General features: G+C 66.9%; 21 protein-coding genes and 1 pseudogene. All 22 read left to right on the forward strand.

The genetic code is table 11. The features are described 5' to 3' along the window. Nucleotides 1-50: 50 nt before the first annotated feature. The 22 genes and pseudogenes from ACH4UM_RS01005 (at nt 51) to rpsE (ending at nt 12,210) form a co-directional block, all read left to right on the forward strand. Nucleotides 51-1,673: pseudogene (locus ACH4UM_RS01005) on the forward strand (alpha/beta hydrolase). Then, nucleotides 1,670-1,885: a hypothetical protein gene (locus tag ACH4UM_RS01010; protein ID WP_398172196.1), complete on the forward strand. Its 216-nt coding sequence runs from the start codon at nt 1,670-1,672 to the stop codon at nt 1,883-1,885. The pseudogene ACH4UM_RS01005 and the gene ACH4UM_RS01010 overlap by 4 nt, the downstream one beginning before the upstream one ends. An 80-nt stretch (nt 1,886-1,965) precedes the next feature. After that, entirely contained in the window at nt 1,966-2,616 is a 651-nt protein-coding gene (locus ACH4UM_RS01015) for a hypothetical protein (RefSeq protein WP_398172198.1), read from the forward strand. 482 nt (nt 2,617-3,098) lie between these two features. After that, entirely contained in the window at nt 3,099-3,407 is a 309-nt protein-coding gene (rpsJ, locus tag ACH4UM_RS01020; protein ID WP_003948644.1) for a 30S ribosomal protein S10, read from the forward strand. Nucleotides 3,408-3,424: 17 nt separating this feature from the next. Then, on the forward strand, nt 3,425-4,069 hold the full coding sequence (gene rplC, locus ACH4UM_RS01025; RefSeq protein ID WP_360093850.1) for a 50S ribosomal protein L3: 645 nt from the start codon (nt 3,425-3,427) through the stop codon (nt 4,067-4,069). Nucleotides 4,070-4,077: 8 nt separating this feature from the next. Continuing rightward, nucleotides 4,078-4,734, forward strand: coding sequence for a 50S ribosomal protein L4 (gene rplD, locus ACH4UM_RS01030; protein ID WP_398172200.1), 657 nt, complete (start codon nt 4,078-4,080; stop codon nt 4,732-4,734). Continuing rightward, nucleotides 4,734-5,153: a 50S ribosomal protein L23 gene (rplW, locus tag ACH4UM_RS01035; protein ID WP_398172202.1), complete on the forward strand. Its 420-nt coding sequence runs from the start codon at nt 4,734-4,736 to the stop codon at nt 5,151-5,153. The genes rplD and rplW overlap by 1 nt, the downstream gene beginning before the upstream one ends. A 38-nt stretch (nt 5,154-5,191) precedes the next feature. Next, nucleotides 5,192-6,028, forward strand: a complete 837-nt coding sequence (gene rplB / locus ACH4UM_RS01040; RefSeq protein ID WP_398172204.1) for a 50S ribosomal protein L2 — start codon at nt 5,192-5,194, stop codon at nt 6,026-6,028. Between the two features lie 12 nt (nt 6,029-6,040). Continuing rightward, entirely contained in the window at nt 6,041-6,322 is a 282-nt protein-coding gene (gene rpsS, locus ACH4UM_RS01045; protein WP_398172206.1) for a 30S ribosomal protein S19, read from the forward strand. Between the two features lie 41 nt (nt 6,323-6,363). After that, complete coding sequence (gene rplV, locus ACH4UM_RS01050) at nt 6,364-6,711, forward strand: 50S ribosomal protein L22 (RefSeq protein WP_027757868.1); 348 nt, start codon at nt 6,364-6,366, stop codon at nt 6,709-6,711. Then, entirely contained in the window at nt 6,711-7,532 is an 822-nt protein-coding gene (rpsC, locus tag ACH4UM_RS01055; protein ID WP_003998826.1) for a 30S ribosomal protein S3, read from the forward strand. The genes rplV and rpsC overlap by 1 nt, the downstream gene beginning before the upstream one ends. A 5-nt stretch (nt 7,533-7,537) precedes the next feature. After that, a complete protein-coding gene (gene rplP, locus ACH4UM_RS01060) occupies nt 7,538-7,957 on the forward strand; it encodes a 50S ribosomal protein L16 (protein ID WP_004927269.1) in 420 nt (139 codons plus the stop codon). After that, nucleotides 7,957-8,181, forward strand: a complete 225-nt coding sequence (rpmC, locus tag ACH4UM_RS01065) for a 50S ribosomal protein L29 (RefSeq protein WP_055632347.1) — start codon at nt 7,957-7,959, stop codon at nt 8,179-8,181. The genes rplP and rpmC overlap by 1 nt, the downstream gene beginning before the upstream one ends. After that, nucleotides 8,181-8,465, forward strand: a complete 285-nt coding sequence (gene rpsQ, locus ACH4UM_RS01070; RefSeq protein WP_398172208.1) for a 30S ribosomal protein S17 — start codon at nt 8,181-8,183, stop codon at nt 8,463-8,465. Before rpmC ends, rpsQ begins: the two co-directional genes overlap by 1 nt. A gap of 100 nt (nt 8,466-8,565) precedes the next feature. After that, nucleotides 8,566-8,934, forward strand: a complete 369-nt coding sequence (gene rplN / locus ACH4UM_RS01075; protein ID WP_003998823.1) for a 50S ribosomal protein L14 — start codon at nt 8,566-8,568, stop codon at nt 8,932-8,934. 2 nt (nt 8,935-8,936) lie between these two features. Further along, nucleotides 8,937-9,260: a 50S ribosomal protein L24 gene (gene rplX, locus ACH4UM_RS01080; RefSeq protein WP_398172210.1), complete on the forward strand. Its 324-nt coding sequence runs from the start codon at nt 8,937-8,939 to the stop codon at nt 9,258-9,260. Then, the gene (rplE, locus tag ACH4UM_RS01085) at nt 9,260-9,817 is read left to right on the forward strand and encodes a 50S ribosomal protein L5 (RefSeq protein ID WP_190181495.1); all 558 of its coding nucleotides are present in this window, start codon (nt 9,260-9,262) and stop codon (nt 9,815-9,817) included. The genes rplX and rplE overlap by 1 nt, the downstream gene beginning before the upstream one ends. A 5-nt stretch (nt 9,818-9,822) precedes the next feature. After that, nucleotides 9,823-10,008: a type Z 30S ribosomal protein S14 gene (locus ACH4UM_RS01090; RefSeq protein WP_003948630.1), complete on the forward strand. Its 186-nt coding sequence runs from the start codon at nt 9,823-9,825 to the stop codon at nt 10,006-10,008. 209 nt (nt 10,009-10,217) lie between these two features. Then, complete coding sequence (gene rpsH / locus ACH4UM_RS01095) at nt 10,218-10,616, forward strand: 30S ribosomal protein S8 (protein ID WP_276110731.1); 399 nt, start codon at nt 10,218-10,220, stop codon at nt 10,614-10,616. Nucleotides 10,617-10,640: 24 nt separating this feature from the next. Continuing rightward, nucleotides 10,641-11,180 (forward strand): 50S ribosomal protein L6, encoded by a 540-nt coding sequence (rplF, locus tag ACH4UM_RS01100; protein WP_398172212.1) that lies wholly within the window; start codon nt 10,641-10,643, stop codon nt 11,178-11,180. Nucleotides 11,181-11,183: 3 nt separating this feature from the next. Further along, nucleotides 11,184-11,567: a 50S ribosomal protein L18 gene (gene rplR / locus ACH4UM_RS01105; RefSeq protein WP_398172214.1), complete on the forward strand. Its 384-nt coding sequence runs from the start codon at nt 11,184-11,186 to the stop codon at nt 11,565-11,567. Between the two features lie 37 nt (nt 11,568-11,604). Continuing rightward, nucleotides 11,605-12,210: a 30S ribosomal protein S5 gene (rpsE, locus tag ACH4UM_RS01110; RefSeq protein WP_007494753.1), complete on the forward strand. Its 606-nt coding sequence runs from the start codon at nt 11,605-11,607 to the stop codon at nt 12,208-12,210. Nucleotide 12,211 lies beyond the last annotated feature (1 nt).

Below are 12,211 nucleotides of genomic sequence, written 5' to 3' on the forward strand. Positions count from 1 at the left end.
ACATGGCCAGCGCGGCCAAGGACCGCATCGAGAACCAGATCTCCGTGGCCATGAGGAACTCCCTCAAGGGCGAGGCCGCGACCGCGGCGATCAAGCAGCTGGCGGAGCTGGGCAAGAACTTCCACTACATCCAGGTCGAATGCGGTCTCGTCAGTACGGCTCTCGAAGCCTTCTCGTACGAGGTCGGAGCGGCCAAGAGGAAGCTTGAAGCGGCCCTCGACGGTGCGCAGGCGGCGAAGCTCACCGTGCACGCCGACGGCTCGATCACCTATCCGCCGGGTGGGGAGAAGAGCGAGGACGGGAAGATTCCCGAGGGTGGCACGGTGAGTGGCCTGACGGACGACACGGCCTCCGCAGTGGGCCGTCAGGCGGCCAACATCGACCCCAACCCCGATCATCGTCTCGCACAGGAGTACGCGGATCGGATCGCCGGTGCCCTCAAGGAGGCGACGCAGGCCGACGAGAAGTGGGCGCCGAAGCTGCGGGCGCTGAAGGCGGACGACGATCTGACCGTCTCCGACAAGGACTGGGCCGACGCGTCCTCGGACACGAGCGGGGTGAGCGAGGCGGGCCAGAAGTATCTCGACTCGCTGCCGCAGCCGCCCAAGCACGGGAGCCCGAAGGACAACGCGGAGTGGTGGAAGAGGCTCAGCGCGGAGGAGCGGGATGCGTGGATCTCCACGCATCCCGACTCCGTCGGCGCGCTCGATGGCCTGCCTGCCACGGTTCGAGATGAGGCGAACCGGATGGTGCTCGACGAGGCACACGGTGTTGGGCAAGGCCAATACGACGCCTGGCTGAAGAACCACCCGGAGCCCAGGCGATACGAGACCTACGTCAACCTGCACACCGGCATGCAGGGCGGCAGGGTCGAAACCCAGGCGTGGAAGGACTGGGAAGAGGCACGGAAGAACGCCCGGGGCCGGCTCGGCGGGATGGAGGCGATCCAGAAACGCTTCGACAACTACGCCGACGAAAGCAAGCGCCCATACCTGCTCGGCTTCGACGACAAGAACAACGGCCGCGTCATCATCTCCATCGGCAACCCCGACACCGCCGACAACGTGGCGACCTACGTGCCCGGCACGGGGACCGAACTGAGCAGCATCGACGGTGACATCCGCCGCGCGGAACTTCTCCAGGACCGGGCGAGCTTCACCGACCTCACCCACAAGACGGCGTCGATCATGTGGCTTGGCTACGACGCCCTGCAGAGCCTCGTCGGCGACGCGACCGACGCCAAGTACGCCGACGCCGCCCGCGAGCCGCTGAGCAACTTCCTGACCGGGATCGATACTGTCCACCAGGATCGGTGAACTCCACGGTCCTGGGCCACAGTTACGGCTCCCTTGTGGCCGGCGAGACCATGTGGGGACCACCCCGACCTGCCCGTGGACAACGCGATCTCGGTGGGCAGCCCCGGTGCAGGCGTGAATCACGCCAAGGACCTGCACATCGGGGCCGGCCACGTCTGGGCGGCCACCGCCAAGGACGATCTGGTGAATCTCGTCCCGCCGCCCGCTGGGACGCTGGCACCCCTGAACCCGCAGACCTTCCATGTTGCCGACGGAAAGTTTCCGGGCACGGACGGTTTCGTGCCGGCGCACGGACAGTACTGGGAGGGCGACTCTCTGACCAATATGGCGAAGATTGTGACTGGAGGAACCCCATGAGGCTGTTCCGTGCGATGTCGATCATCGCCGTATTGACTGCGTCCGTCGCGGCGGCGGCGTGCGGGTCCGGGCAGACGGGAAGCAGCGGCGGCAGCAGGGCATCGAAGCAGGTCACCATGGACGAGCAGCAGGCAACGAAGCGCGCCGAGGAAATCATCCATCAGGCCGTGGACGGCATGTCTCCCAAGCGACCTTCAAGCGTACCGGGCTGACGCCTGTCGGAGCCTGTGTCGCCGACGACCACAGCGCCGGCGAGTGTCAGCAGGTCGCACTGTCGTACCAGCTGACCGGGGTGCCGGGCACCGAGGCCAAGAAGCTGGTGCGCCAGGCCAGGGACGCCTGGGTGAAGCTGGGCTACAAATTCCAGTCGTCCGACGCCGACTGGTCCGACCCATTCCCCTCGGTGAGTATGCGCACCGTGCCCGACGACTTCTGGATGACCGCCCTCACCGGTGTCGTGGACAAGGCCAAGGGAGAGGGACTGGCAGCCATCAGTGTGACGTCCCCCTGTTTCGCCGCTGACGGATCGGGCACGACCGACCCTGCCTCCTTCCGGCAGGACCCCACCGACGAGCAGGCCGAGCGCCGCGCCCTGGACCACTCCAGCCGCATATACGACACACTCCTGGTACGGCACGCGCCGCGGCAGGAGGGAGAAGGCCTCGCCACCTACCAGGACGGCGAGGACACGTACGCCCACCACGCCTGGTCGACCGAGCCGCTGACCGAGGATGCGATGGTCCGGGCGCTGGCGCGGGCGCAGGCCCACTTCGAGAACCTGGGGTGGACGCTCCGGCAGGTCCCGACCGCGACCGGCGTCCCCGCACTCCTGGCCCGCAGCACCGAGGACGAGAGTGTGGCCCGGCTCGCTCCGTCGGCCGATGGCACGCTGCGTGTGGCCGTGACGACGCCGGCGGTTCGCCCTGGATCCGCATCAGTGTGACCGGGGCCGCCGCTGAGAGCGGGCCTGGTGCGGGGTCCGCGTTCGACCCCACCCACCCCCGGGTTACCCTCGTCGGCTCGATTGGCCAGTGCCCCGCCCCATATGGCAGACTGTCCGAGTTGCTCGGTCGAGTGTTGATGTTGCGCGCCTCCCGCCGGGAGGACCGGAAGCGAGTCCCACAGTACTCGTCGTCCTAACTGCCTGATGGCAGCGCTGGGGCGGACGTACGGGAATCTTCCGGGAAGCGTGGGCGCGGCACCGACCAGGCGCCCGGTGGGCCCGAGGTCCCCGGCCTGCGGTTCCGCAAGGGCCGTGTCACTTCCGAGCAGGGATGTTCGAACAAGGGACATCTATGTCAGCGGGAGCGCGACACGCCCGACCGCGTGGGTCGGACAAACCCCAGGGATGCCAAGGGATACCGAGGGAAACCTCGCAATCGCCGGGTTCCAGAGCGTGAGAAGAGACAGGACTACTGAGTAGCCATGGCGGGACAGAAGATCCGCATCCGGCTCAAGGCCTACGACCACGAGGTCATCGACTCCTCGGCGAAGAAGATCGTCGAGACGGTGACCCGCACTGGTGCGTCGGTCGCGGGCCCGGTGCCGCTGCCCACTGAGAAGAACGTGTACTGCGTCATCAAGTCGCCGCACAAGTACAAGGACTCGCGCGAGCACTTCGAGATGCGCACGCACAAGCGCCTGATCGACATCCTCGACCCGACCCCCAAGACCGTTGACTCTCTGATGCGACTCGACCTCCCGGCCGGTGTCGACATCGAGATCAAGCTCTGAGGCCGGTGATCTGAGAGATGGCTAAGCAGATCAAGGGCATCCTGGGCGAGAAGCTCGGCATGACGCAGGTGTGGGACGAGAACAACCGTGTTGTTCCGGTCACCGTCGTCAAGGCCGGGCCGAATGTCGTGACCCAGGTCCGTACCAACGACGTCGACGGCTACGAGTCCGTCCAGATCGCGTTCGGCGAGATCGACCCGCGCAAGGTGAACAAGCCCCTCAAGGGTCACTTCGCCAAGGCCGACGTCACCCCCCGTCGTCACCTCGTCGAGATCCGCACCGCGGACGCCGCCGAGTACACCCTCGGCCAGGAGATCACCGCCGAGGTGTTCGAGGCCGGCGTGAAGGTCGACGTGACCGGCAAGAGCAAGGGCAAGGGCTTCGCCGGTGTCATGAAGCGTCACAACTTCAAGGGCCTCGGCGCCGGACACGGCACCCAGCGCAAGCACCGCTCTCCCGGTTCCATCGGTGGCTGTGCCACCCCGGGCCGCGTGTTCAAGGGCCTCCGTATGGCGGGTCGCATGGGCAACGAGCGGGTCACCACCCAGAACCTGACCGTCCACGCCGTTGACGCGGAGAAGGGTCTGCTGCTCATCAAGGGCGCGGTTCCCGGTCCGAACGGCGGCCTCGTCCTGGTCCGCACCGCGGCCAAGGGGGCCTGAGGTAACCGATGAGCACTGTTGACATCCTTTCGCCGGCGGGCGACAAGGCCGGTTCCGTCGAGCTCCCCGCGGAGATCTTCGGCGTTGAGAAGGTCAGCATTCCGCTGATCCACCAGGTCGTCGTCGCACAGCTGGCCGCTGCCCGTCAGGGCACGCACAAGACCAAGACCCGTGGCGAGGTCCGCGGCGGCGGCAAGAAGCCGTACCGCCAGAAGGGCACCGGCCGCGCCCGTCAGGGTTCGACCCGCGCGCCGCAGTTCGCCGGTGGTGGCGTCGTGCACGGTCCCGTGCCGCGCGACTACTCGCAGCGGACCCCGAAGAAGATGAAGGCCGCGGCCCTGCGCCACGCCCTCACCGACCGGGCCCGCCACAACCGCATCCACGTCGTCTCCGGCGTGGTCGAGGGCGAGATCTCCACCAAGGCCGCCAAGACGCTGTTCGGCAAGATCAGCGAGCGCAAGAACCTGCTGCTCGTCGCCGACCGTTCCGACGAGGCCGCGTGGCTGTCCGCCCGCAACCTGCCCCAGGTCCACATCCTGGAGCCGGGCCAGCTGAACACGTACGACGTTCTCGTCTCGGACGACGTGGTCTTCACCAAGGCCGCTTTCGAGTCCTTCGTCGCCGGCCCGAACAAGGCCAACGACACCGAAGGGAGCGAGGCCTGATGGCTACGCGTCACCCCTCCATCGCCTCGAAGGCCGCCAAGGCCGCTAAGGCCGCGCGCGTCGCCAAGGCGCGCCGCCACGCCGCCGAGGGCAAGAACACCGTCGAGACCCCGCTGAGCAAGTCGTACACGGACCCCCGTGACGTCCTGATCAAGCCGGTCGTCTCGGAGAAGAGCTACGCGCTCCTCGACGAGAACAAGTACACGTTCATCGTCGACCCGCGTGCCAACAAGACCCAGATCAAGGAGGCCGTCCAGGCGGTCTTCGAGGTCAAGGTCACCGGCGTCAACACGATCAACCGCCAGGGCAAGCGCAAGCGGACCAAGAGCGGCTTCGGCCAGCGTTCCGCCACCAAGCGCGCGATCGTGACCCTCGCCGAGGGCGACCGTATCGACATCTTCGGCGGTCCGACCGCGTAAGCGGGTCGGATCGTCCGATATCGGACGAGGACTGAGAAATGGGAATCCGCAAGTACAAGCCGACTACGCCGGGCCGCCGTGGCGCCAGCGTCGCCGACTTCGTCGAGGTCACGCGGTCCACGCCGGAGAAGTCGCTGGTCCGCCCCCTGCACAGCAAGGGCGGCCGTAACAATTCCGGTCGTGTGACCGTCCGCCACCAGGGCGGTGGCCACAAGCGCGCCTACCGCGTGATCGACTTCCGTCGTCACGACAAGGACGGCGTGCCGGCGAAGGTCGCGCACATCGAGTACGACCCCAACCGCACCGCGCGCATCGCGCTGCTGCACTACGCCGACGGCGAGAAGCGCTACATCCTCGCCCCGCGCAACCTGCAGCAGGGTGACCGCGTCGAGAACGGTCCCGGGGCCGACATCAAGCCGGGCAACAACCTGGCCCTCCGCAACATCCCGGTCGGTACCACGATCCACGCGATCGAGCTCCGTCCCGGTGGCGGCGCCAAGTTCGCCCGCTCCGCCGGTGCCTCCGTGCAGCTGCTCGCGAAGGAGGGCTCGATGGCCCACCTCCGCATGCCGTCCGGTGAGATCCGCCTGGTCGACCAGCGCTGCCGCGCCACGGTCGGCGAGGTCGGCAACGCCGAGCAGAGCAACATCAACTGGGGCAAGGCCGGCCGCAAGCGCTGGCTGGGCGTCCGCCCGACCGTTCGCGGTGTGGCGATGAACCCGGTTGACCACCCCCACGGTGGTGGTGAGGGCAAGACCTCGGGTGGCCGCCACCCGGTCAGCCCCTGGGGTCAGAAGGAAGGTCGTACTCGTTCTCCCAAGAAGGCGAGCAACAAGTACATCGTCCGCCGCCGCAAGACGAACAAGAAGCGCTAAGGACGGGTTGAGATGCCGCGTAGCTTGAAGAAGGGGCCTTTCGTCGACGACCACCTGCTGAAGAAGGTGGACGTCCAGAACGAAGCCGGCACCAAGAACGTCATCAAGACCTGGTCCCGCCGCTCGATGATCGTCCCGGCCATGCTGGGCCACACGATCGCGGTGCACAACGGCAAGACCCACATCCCGGTGTTTGTCACCGAGTCGATGGTCGGCCACAAGCTCGGCGAGTTCTCGCCGACCCGCACCTTCCGGGGTCACGTCAAGGACGACCGGAAGTCGAAGCGCCGCTAGTCGCGGGGTGATTGACCATGACAAACACTGAAGGGACAACCATGGAAGCCAGGGCCCAGGCGCGGTACATCCGCGTCACGCCCATGAAGGCCCGCCGTGTGGTGGACCTCATCCGCGGCATGGACGCCGCGGAGGCTCAGGCGGTCCTGCGTTTCGCCCCGCAGGCCGCGAGCGTGCCGGTCGGCAAGGTGCTGGACAGCGCCATCGCCAACGCCGCGCACAACTACGACCACACCGATGTCGACAGCCTCTACATCTCCGAGGCCTACGTCGACGAGGGCCCGACCCTGAAGCGGTTCCGGCCGCGTGCCCAGGGCCGCGCCTACCGGATCCGCAAGCGGACCAGCCACATCACCGTGGTCGTCAGCAGCAAGGAAGGAACCCGGTAATGGGCCAGAAGGTAAACCCGCACGGGTTCCGGCTCGGTGTCACCACCGACTTCAAGTCGCGTTGGTACGCCGACAAGCTGTACAAGGACTACGTCAAGGAAGACGTCGCCATCCGTCGGATGATGACGTCCGGCATGGAGCGCGCCGGCATCTCCAAGGTCGAGATCGAGCGCACCCGTGACCGCGTCCGTGTGGACATCCACACCGCGCGTCCGGGCATCGTCATCGGCCGCCGTGGCGCCGAGGCCGACCGCATCCGCGGCGACCTCGAGAAGCTCACGGGCAAGCAGGTCCAGCTGAACATCCTCGAGGTCAAGAACCCCGAGACCGACGCTCAGCTGGTGGCGCAGGCCGTTGCCGAGCAGCTCTCCTCCCGCGTCTCCTTCCGCCGTGCCATGCGCAAGAGCATGCAGTCGGCGATGAAGGCGGGCGCCAAGGGCATCAAGATCCAGTGCGGTGGCCGCCTCGGCGGCGCCGAGATGTCCCGCTCGGAGTTCTACCGCGAGGGCCGCGTGCCCCTGCACACGCTCCGCGCGAACGTGGACTACGGCTTCTTCGAGGCCAAGACGACCTTCGGCCGCATCGGTGTGAAGGTCTGGATCTACAAGGGCGACGTCAAGAACATCGCCGAGGTCCGCGCCGAGAACGCTGCCGCCCGTGCGGGTAACCGCCCGGCCCGCGGTGGTGCCGACCGCCCGGCCCGTGGTGGCCGCGGTGGCGAGCGGCGCGGTCGCAAGCCGCAGCAGGCTGCCGGCGCCGAGGCTCCCAAGGCCGAGGCTCCCGCGTCCGCTCCGGCTGAGAGCACCGGAACGGAGGCCTGACCGACATGCTGATCCCCCGTAGGGTCAAGCACCGCAAGCAGCACCACCCGAAGCGCCGTGGTCAGGCCAAGGGCGGTACGACGGTCGCGTTCGGCGAGTACGGCATCCAGGCCCTCACGCCGGCGTACGTGACCAACCGCCAGATCGAGGCGGCCCGTATCGCGATGACCCGCCACATCAAGCGTGGCGGCAAGGTCTGGATCAACATCTACCCGGACCGCCCGCTCACGAAGAAGCCCGCCGAGACCCGCATGGGTTCCGGTAAGGGTTCGCCGGAGTGGTGGATCGCGAACGTGCACCCGGGCCGGGTCATGTTCGAGCTGTCCTACCCGAACGAGAAGATTGCGCGTGAGGCCCTCACTCGTGCGGCCCACAAGCTGCCGATGAAGTGCCGCATCGTCAAGCGCGAGGCAGGTGAAGCGTGATGTCGGTCGGTACCAAGGCGTCCGAGCTGCGCGAGCTGGGCAACGAGGAGCTTCTGGGCAAGCTCCGCGAGGCCAAGGAAGAGCTGTTCAATCTCCGCTTCCAGGCGGCGACCGGTCAGCTCGAGAACCACGGCCGTCTGAAGGCGGTCCGCAAGGACATCGCGCGGATCTACACCCTGATGCGCGAGCGTGAGCTGGGCATCGAAACGGTGGAGAACGCCTGATGAGCGAGAACAACGTGACTGAGCAGAAGACCGAGCGCAACGCACGGAAGACCCGTGAGGGTCTGGTCGTCAGCGACAAGATGGACAAGACCGTCGTCGTCGCCGTCGAGGACCGCGTGAAGCACGCGCTGTACGGCAAGGTCATCCGCCGTACCAACAAGCTCAAGGCGCACGACGAGCAGAACGCTGCCGGCATCGGCGACCGCGTCCTCCTGATGGAGACCCGGAAGCTGTCCGCCAGCAAGCACTGGCGCGTCGTCGAGATCCTCGAGAAGGCCAAGTAAATCTCCTGCGGGGCATCCCTCGCAGGACAGTTCCGCCAGGCTCCGGGGGCCGCTCACCTGAGTGGCCCCCGGGGAACCGGCAGACAATCAGGAGATAGACGTGATCCAGCAGGAGTCGCGACTGCGTGTCGCCGACAACACTGGTGCGAAGGAGATCCTTTGCATCCGTGTGCTCGGTGGCTCCGGTCGCCGCTACGCGGGCATCGGTGACGTCATCGTCGCCACCGTCAAGGACGCGATCCCCGGTGGCAACGTGAAGAAGGGTGACGTCGTCAAGGCGGTCATCGTTCGCACCGTCAAGGAGCGCCGCCGTCCGGACGGCTCGTACATCCGCTTCGACGAGAACGCCGCCGTCATTCTGAAGAACGACGGCGACCCTCGCGGCACCCGTATCTTCGGCCCCGTGGGCCGTGAGCTGCGCGAGAAGAAGTTCATGAAGATCATCTCCCTCGCGCCGGAGGTGCTGTGAGCATGAAGATCAAGAAGGGTGACCTGGTCCAGATCATCACCGGCAAGGACAAGGGCAAGCAGGGCAAGGTCATTGCCGCTTACCCGCGCGAGGAGCGTGTCCTGGTCGAGGGTGTCAACCGGGTCAAGAAGCACACCAAGGCCGGTCCGACCGCCAGTGGTTCCCAGGCCGGCGGCATCGTCACCACCGAGGCGCCGATCCACGTCTCCAACGTCCAGCTGGTCGTGGAGAAGGACGGCCAGAAGGTCGTGACCCGCGTCGGTTACCGCTTCGACGACGAAGGCAACAAGATCCGCGTTGCCAAGCGGACGGGTGAGGACATCTGATGGCTACCACCACTTCCCCGCGTCTGAAGCAGAAGTACCGCGACGAGATCGCCCCGAAGCTGCGTGACGAGTTCAAGTACGAGAACGTCATGCAGATCCCGGGCCTCGTCAAGATCGTGGTCAACATGGGTGTGGGCGACGCCGCCCGCGACTCCAAGCTGATCGAGGGCGCCATCCGCGACCTCACCACGATCACCGGCCAGAAGCCGGCGGTCACCAAGGCCCGCAAGTCCATCGCGCAGTTCAAGCTGCGTGAGGGCCAGCCGATCGGTGCCCACGTCACGCTCCGTGGCGACCGCATGTGGGAGTTCCTGGACCGCACCCTGTCGCTCGCGCTGCCGCGCATCCGCGACTTCCGCGGCCTGTCCCCCAAGCAGTTCGACGGCCGTGGCAACTACACCTTCGGTCTCACGGAGCAGGTCATGTTCCACGAGATCGACCAGGACAAGATCGACCGCGTCCGGGGTATGGACATCACCGTGGTCACCACGGCGACCAACGACGCTGAGGGCCGCGCGCTCCTTCGTCACCTCGGCTTCCCGTTCAAGGAGGCGTGAGCGAGATGGCGAAGAAGGCTCTGATTGCCAAGGCTGCTCGCAAGCCCAAGTTCGGTGTGCGTGGCTACACCCGCTGCCAGCGCTGCGGCCGCCCGCACTCCGTGTACCGCAAGTTCGGCCTGTGCCGCGTGTGCCTTCGTGAGATGGCTCACCGTGGCGAGCTGCCGGGCGTGACCAAGAGCTCCTGGTAACAGCCCACTTGGGTTGATGCCGGGCTCTCGGTAAGCATCTGGGTAGGCAGGCGACCCACCTCACATGCCTTAGGCTTGTGGGGTTGGGCGTCTGCCGCCCGTACGACTTACTACGCCGTAGGTCCACCGCGCCGCACCCGTCCCGTCTCGGATCGGGGAGAGGGATGGCGCACCAGGAAACCCCGGCGAGAGAGGCCGAAGGCCAATTCATGACCATGACTGATCCGATCGCAGACATGCTCACGCGTCTGCGTAACGCGAACTCGGCGTACCACGACACCGTGGCGATGCCGCACTCGAAGATCAAGTCGCACATCGCGGAGATCCTCCAGCAGGAGGGCTTCATCACGGGCTGGAAGGTCGAGGACGCCCAGGTGGGCAAGAACCTCGTCCTGGAGCTGAAGTTCGGCCCCAACCGTGAGCGCTCCATCGCGGGCATCAAGCGGATCTCCAAGCCCGGTCTCCGGGTGTACGCGAAGTCCACCAACCTGCCGAAGGTGCTCGGCGGCCTCGGCGTGGCGATCATCTCCACGTCCCACGGGCTCCTCACCGACAAGCAGGCCGGCAAGAAGGGCGTGGGTGGGGAAGTCCTCGCCTACGTCTGGTAGCAGAAGGGAACGGAGGAAACAGCTATGTCGCGCATCGGCAAGCTCCCCATCGCGGTTCCCGCCGGCGTGGACGTCACCATCGACGGCCGCACGGTCAAGGTCAAGGGCCCCAAGGGCGAGCTGACCCACACCGTCGTGGCGCCGATCGAGATCGTCAAGGGCGAGGACGGCGTTCTGAACGTCACCCGCCCCAACGACGAGCGTCAGAACAAGGCTCTCCACGGCCTGTCCCGCACGCTGGTGGCGAACATGATCACCGGCGTGACCCAGGGTTACGTGAAGAAGCTCGAGATCAGCGGTGTCGGTTACCGCGTTGTCGCCAAGGGCTCGAACCTCGAGTTCTCCCTCGGTTACAGCCACCCGATCCTGGTCGAGGCCCCCGCAGGCATCACCTTCAAGGTCGAGGCTCCGACCCGTTTCTCGGTCGAGGGCATCGACAAGCAGAAGGTCGGCGAGGTCGCGGCCAACATCCGCAAGCTGCGCAAGCCCGACCCGTACAAGGCCAAGGGCGTCAAGTACGAGGGCGAAGTCATCCGCCGCAAGGTCGGAAAGGCGGGTAAGTAAGCCATGGCATACGGGCAGAAGATCCTCAAGGGCGACGCCTACAAGCGCGCCGCGATCAAGCGCCGTCACATCCGGATCCGCAAGCGGATCGCCGGTACGGCGGAGCGCCCCCGTCTGGTCGTGACCCGCTCCAACCGCCACATCGTGGCGCAGGTGATCGACGACCTCAAGGGCCACACCCTGGCGTCGGCGTCCACCCTGGACAGCTCGATCCGCGGTGGCGAGGGCGACAAGTCCGCGCAGGCCAAGCAGGTCGGCGCCCTGGTCGCCGAGCGTGCCAAGGCCGCCGGTGTCGAGGCAGTCGTGTTCGACCGTGGTGGCAACCAGTACGCCGGGCGCATCGCCGCCCTGGCGGACGCCGCCCGCGAGGCCGGGCTCAGGTTCTGAGCCGCCGTAGCTAGCGGAAAAGAGAGAGGTAAATCCAATGGCTGGACCCCAGCGCCGCGGTGGCGGTGCCGGTGGCGGCGAGCGGCGGGACCGGAAGGGCCGTGACGGCGGCGCTGCTGCCGCCGAGAAGACCGCGTACGTTGAGCGCGTCGTCGCGATCAACCGCGTCGCCAAGGTTGTGAAGGGTGGTCGTCGCTTCAGCTTCACCGCGCTGGTCGTGGTGGGCGACGGTGACGGCACCGTGGGTGTCGGATACGGCAAGGCCAAGGAGGTGCCGGCCGCCATCGCCAAGGGCGTTGAGGAGGCCAAGAAGCACTTCTTCAAGGTCCCCCGGATCCAGGGCACCATCCCGCACCCGATCCAGGGTGAGAAGGCTGCCGGCGTCGTGCTGCTCAAGCCCGCGTCCCCGGGTACCGGTGTTATCGCCGGTGGCCCGGTGCGTGCCGTACTCGAGTGCGCCGGTATCCACGACATCCTGTCGAAGTCGCTCGGCTCCGACAACGCGATCAACATCGTGCACGCGACCGTGGCGGCCCTCAAGGGCCTGCAGCGTCCCGAGGAGGTCGCGGCCCGCCGTGGTCTGCCGCTCGAGGACGTCGCCCCCGCGGCCCTGCTGCGTGCGCGTGCCGGGGCGGGTGCGTAAT

It is taken from the genome of Streptomyces sp. NPDC020801, assembly GCF_044334385.1.
In the GTDB taxonomy this organism is placed as follows: domain Bacteria; phylum Actinomycetota; class Actinomycetes; order Streptomycetales; family Streptomycetaceae; genus Streptomyces.

Coding starts and splice junctions, on each gene's coding strand:
- ACH4UM_RS01010 (WP_398172196.1), top strand. CDS start 1,670: ATGAGGCTGTTCCGTGCGATGTCGATCATCGCCGTATTGACTGCGTCC.
- rpsJ (WP_003948644.1), top strand. CDS start 3,099: ATGGCGGGACAGAAGATCCGCATCCGGCTCAAGGCCTACGACCACGAG.
- rplC (WP_360093850.1), top strand. CDS start 3,425: ATGGCTAAGCAGATCAAGGGCATCCTGGGCGAGAAGCTCGGCATGACG.
- rplD (WP_398172200.1), top strand. CDS start 4,078: ATGAGCACTGTTGACATCCTTTCGCCGGCGGGCGACAAGGCCGGTTCC.
- rplW (WP_398172202.1), top strand. CDS start 4,734: ATGGCTACGCGTCACCCCTCCATCGCCTCGAAGGCCGCCAAGGCCGCT.
- rplB (WP_398172204.1), top strand. CDS start 5,192: ATGGGAATCCGCAAGTACAAGCCGACTACGCCGGGCCGCCGTGGCGCC.
- rpsS (WP_398172206.1), top strand. CDS start 6,041: ATGCCGCGTAGCTTGAAGAAGGGGCCTTTCGTCGACGACCACCTGCTG.
- rplV (WP_027757868.1), top strand. CDS start 6,364: ATGGAAGCCAGGGCCCAGGCGCGGTACATCCGCGTCACGCCCATGAAG.
- rpsC (WP_003998826.1), top strand. CDS start 6,711: ATGGGCCAGAAGGTAAACCCGCACGGGTTCCGGCTCGGTGTCACCACC.
- rplP (WP_004927269.1), top strand. CDS start 7,538: ATGCTGATCCCCCGTAGGGTCAAGCACCGCAAGCAGCACCACCCGAAG.
- rpmC (WP_055632347.1), top strand. CDS start 7,957: ATGTCGGTCGGTACCAAGGCGTCCGAGCTGCGCGAGCTGGGCAACGAG.
- rpsQ (WP_398172208.1), top strand. CDS start 8,181: ATGAGCGAGAACAACGTGACTGAGCAGAAGACCGAGCGCAACGCACGG.
- rplX (WP_398172210.1), top strand. CDS start 8,937: ATGAAGATCAAGAAGGGTGACCTGGTCCAGATCATCACCGGCAAGGAC.
- rplE (WP_190181495.1), top strand. CDS start 9,260: ATGGCTACCACCACTTCCCCGCGTCTGAAGCAGAAGTACCGCGACGAG.
- ACH4UM_RS01090 (WP_003948630.1), top strand. CDS start 9,823: ATGGCGAAGAAGGCTCTGATTGCCAAGGCTGCTCGCAAGCCCAAGTTC.
- rpsH (WP_276110731.1), top strand. CDS start 10,218: ATGACCATGACTGATCCGATCGCAGACATGCTCACGCGTCTGCGTAAC.
- rplF (WP_398172212.1), top strand. CDS start 10,641: ATGTCGCGCATCGGCAAGCTCCCCATCGCGGTTCCCGCCGGCGTGGAC.
- rplR (WP_398172214.1), top strand. CDS start 11,184: ATGGCATACGGGCAGAAGATCCTCAAGGGCGACGCCTACAAGCGCGCC.
- rpsE (WP_007494753.1), top strand. CDS start 11,605: ATGGCTGGACCCCAGCGCCGCGGTGGCGGTGCCGGTGGCGGCGAGCGG.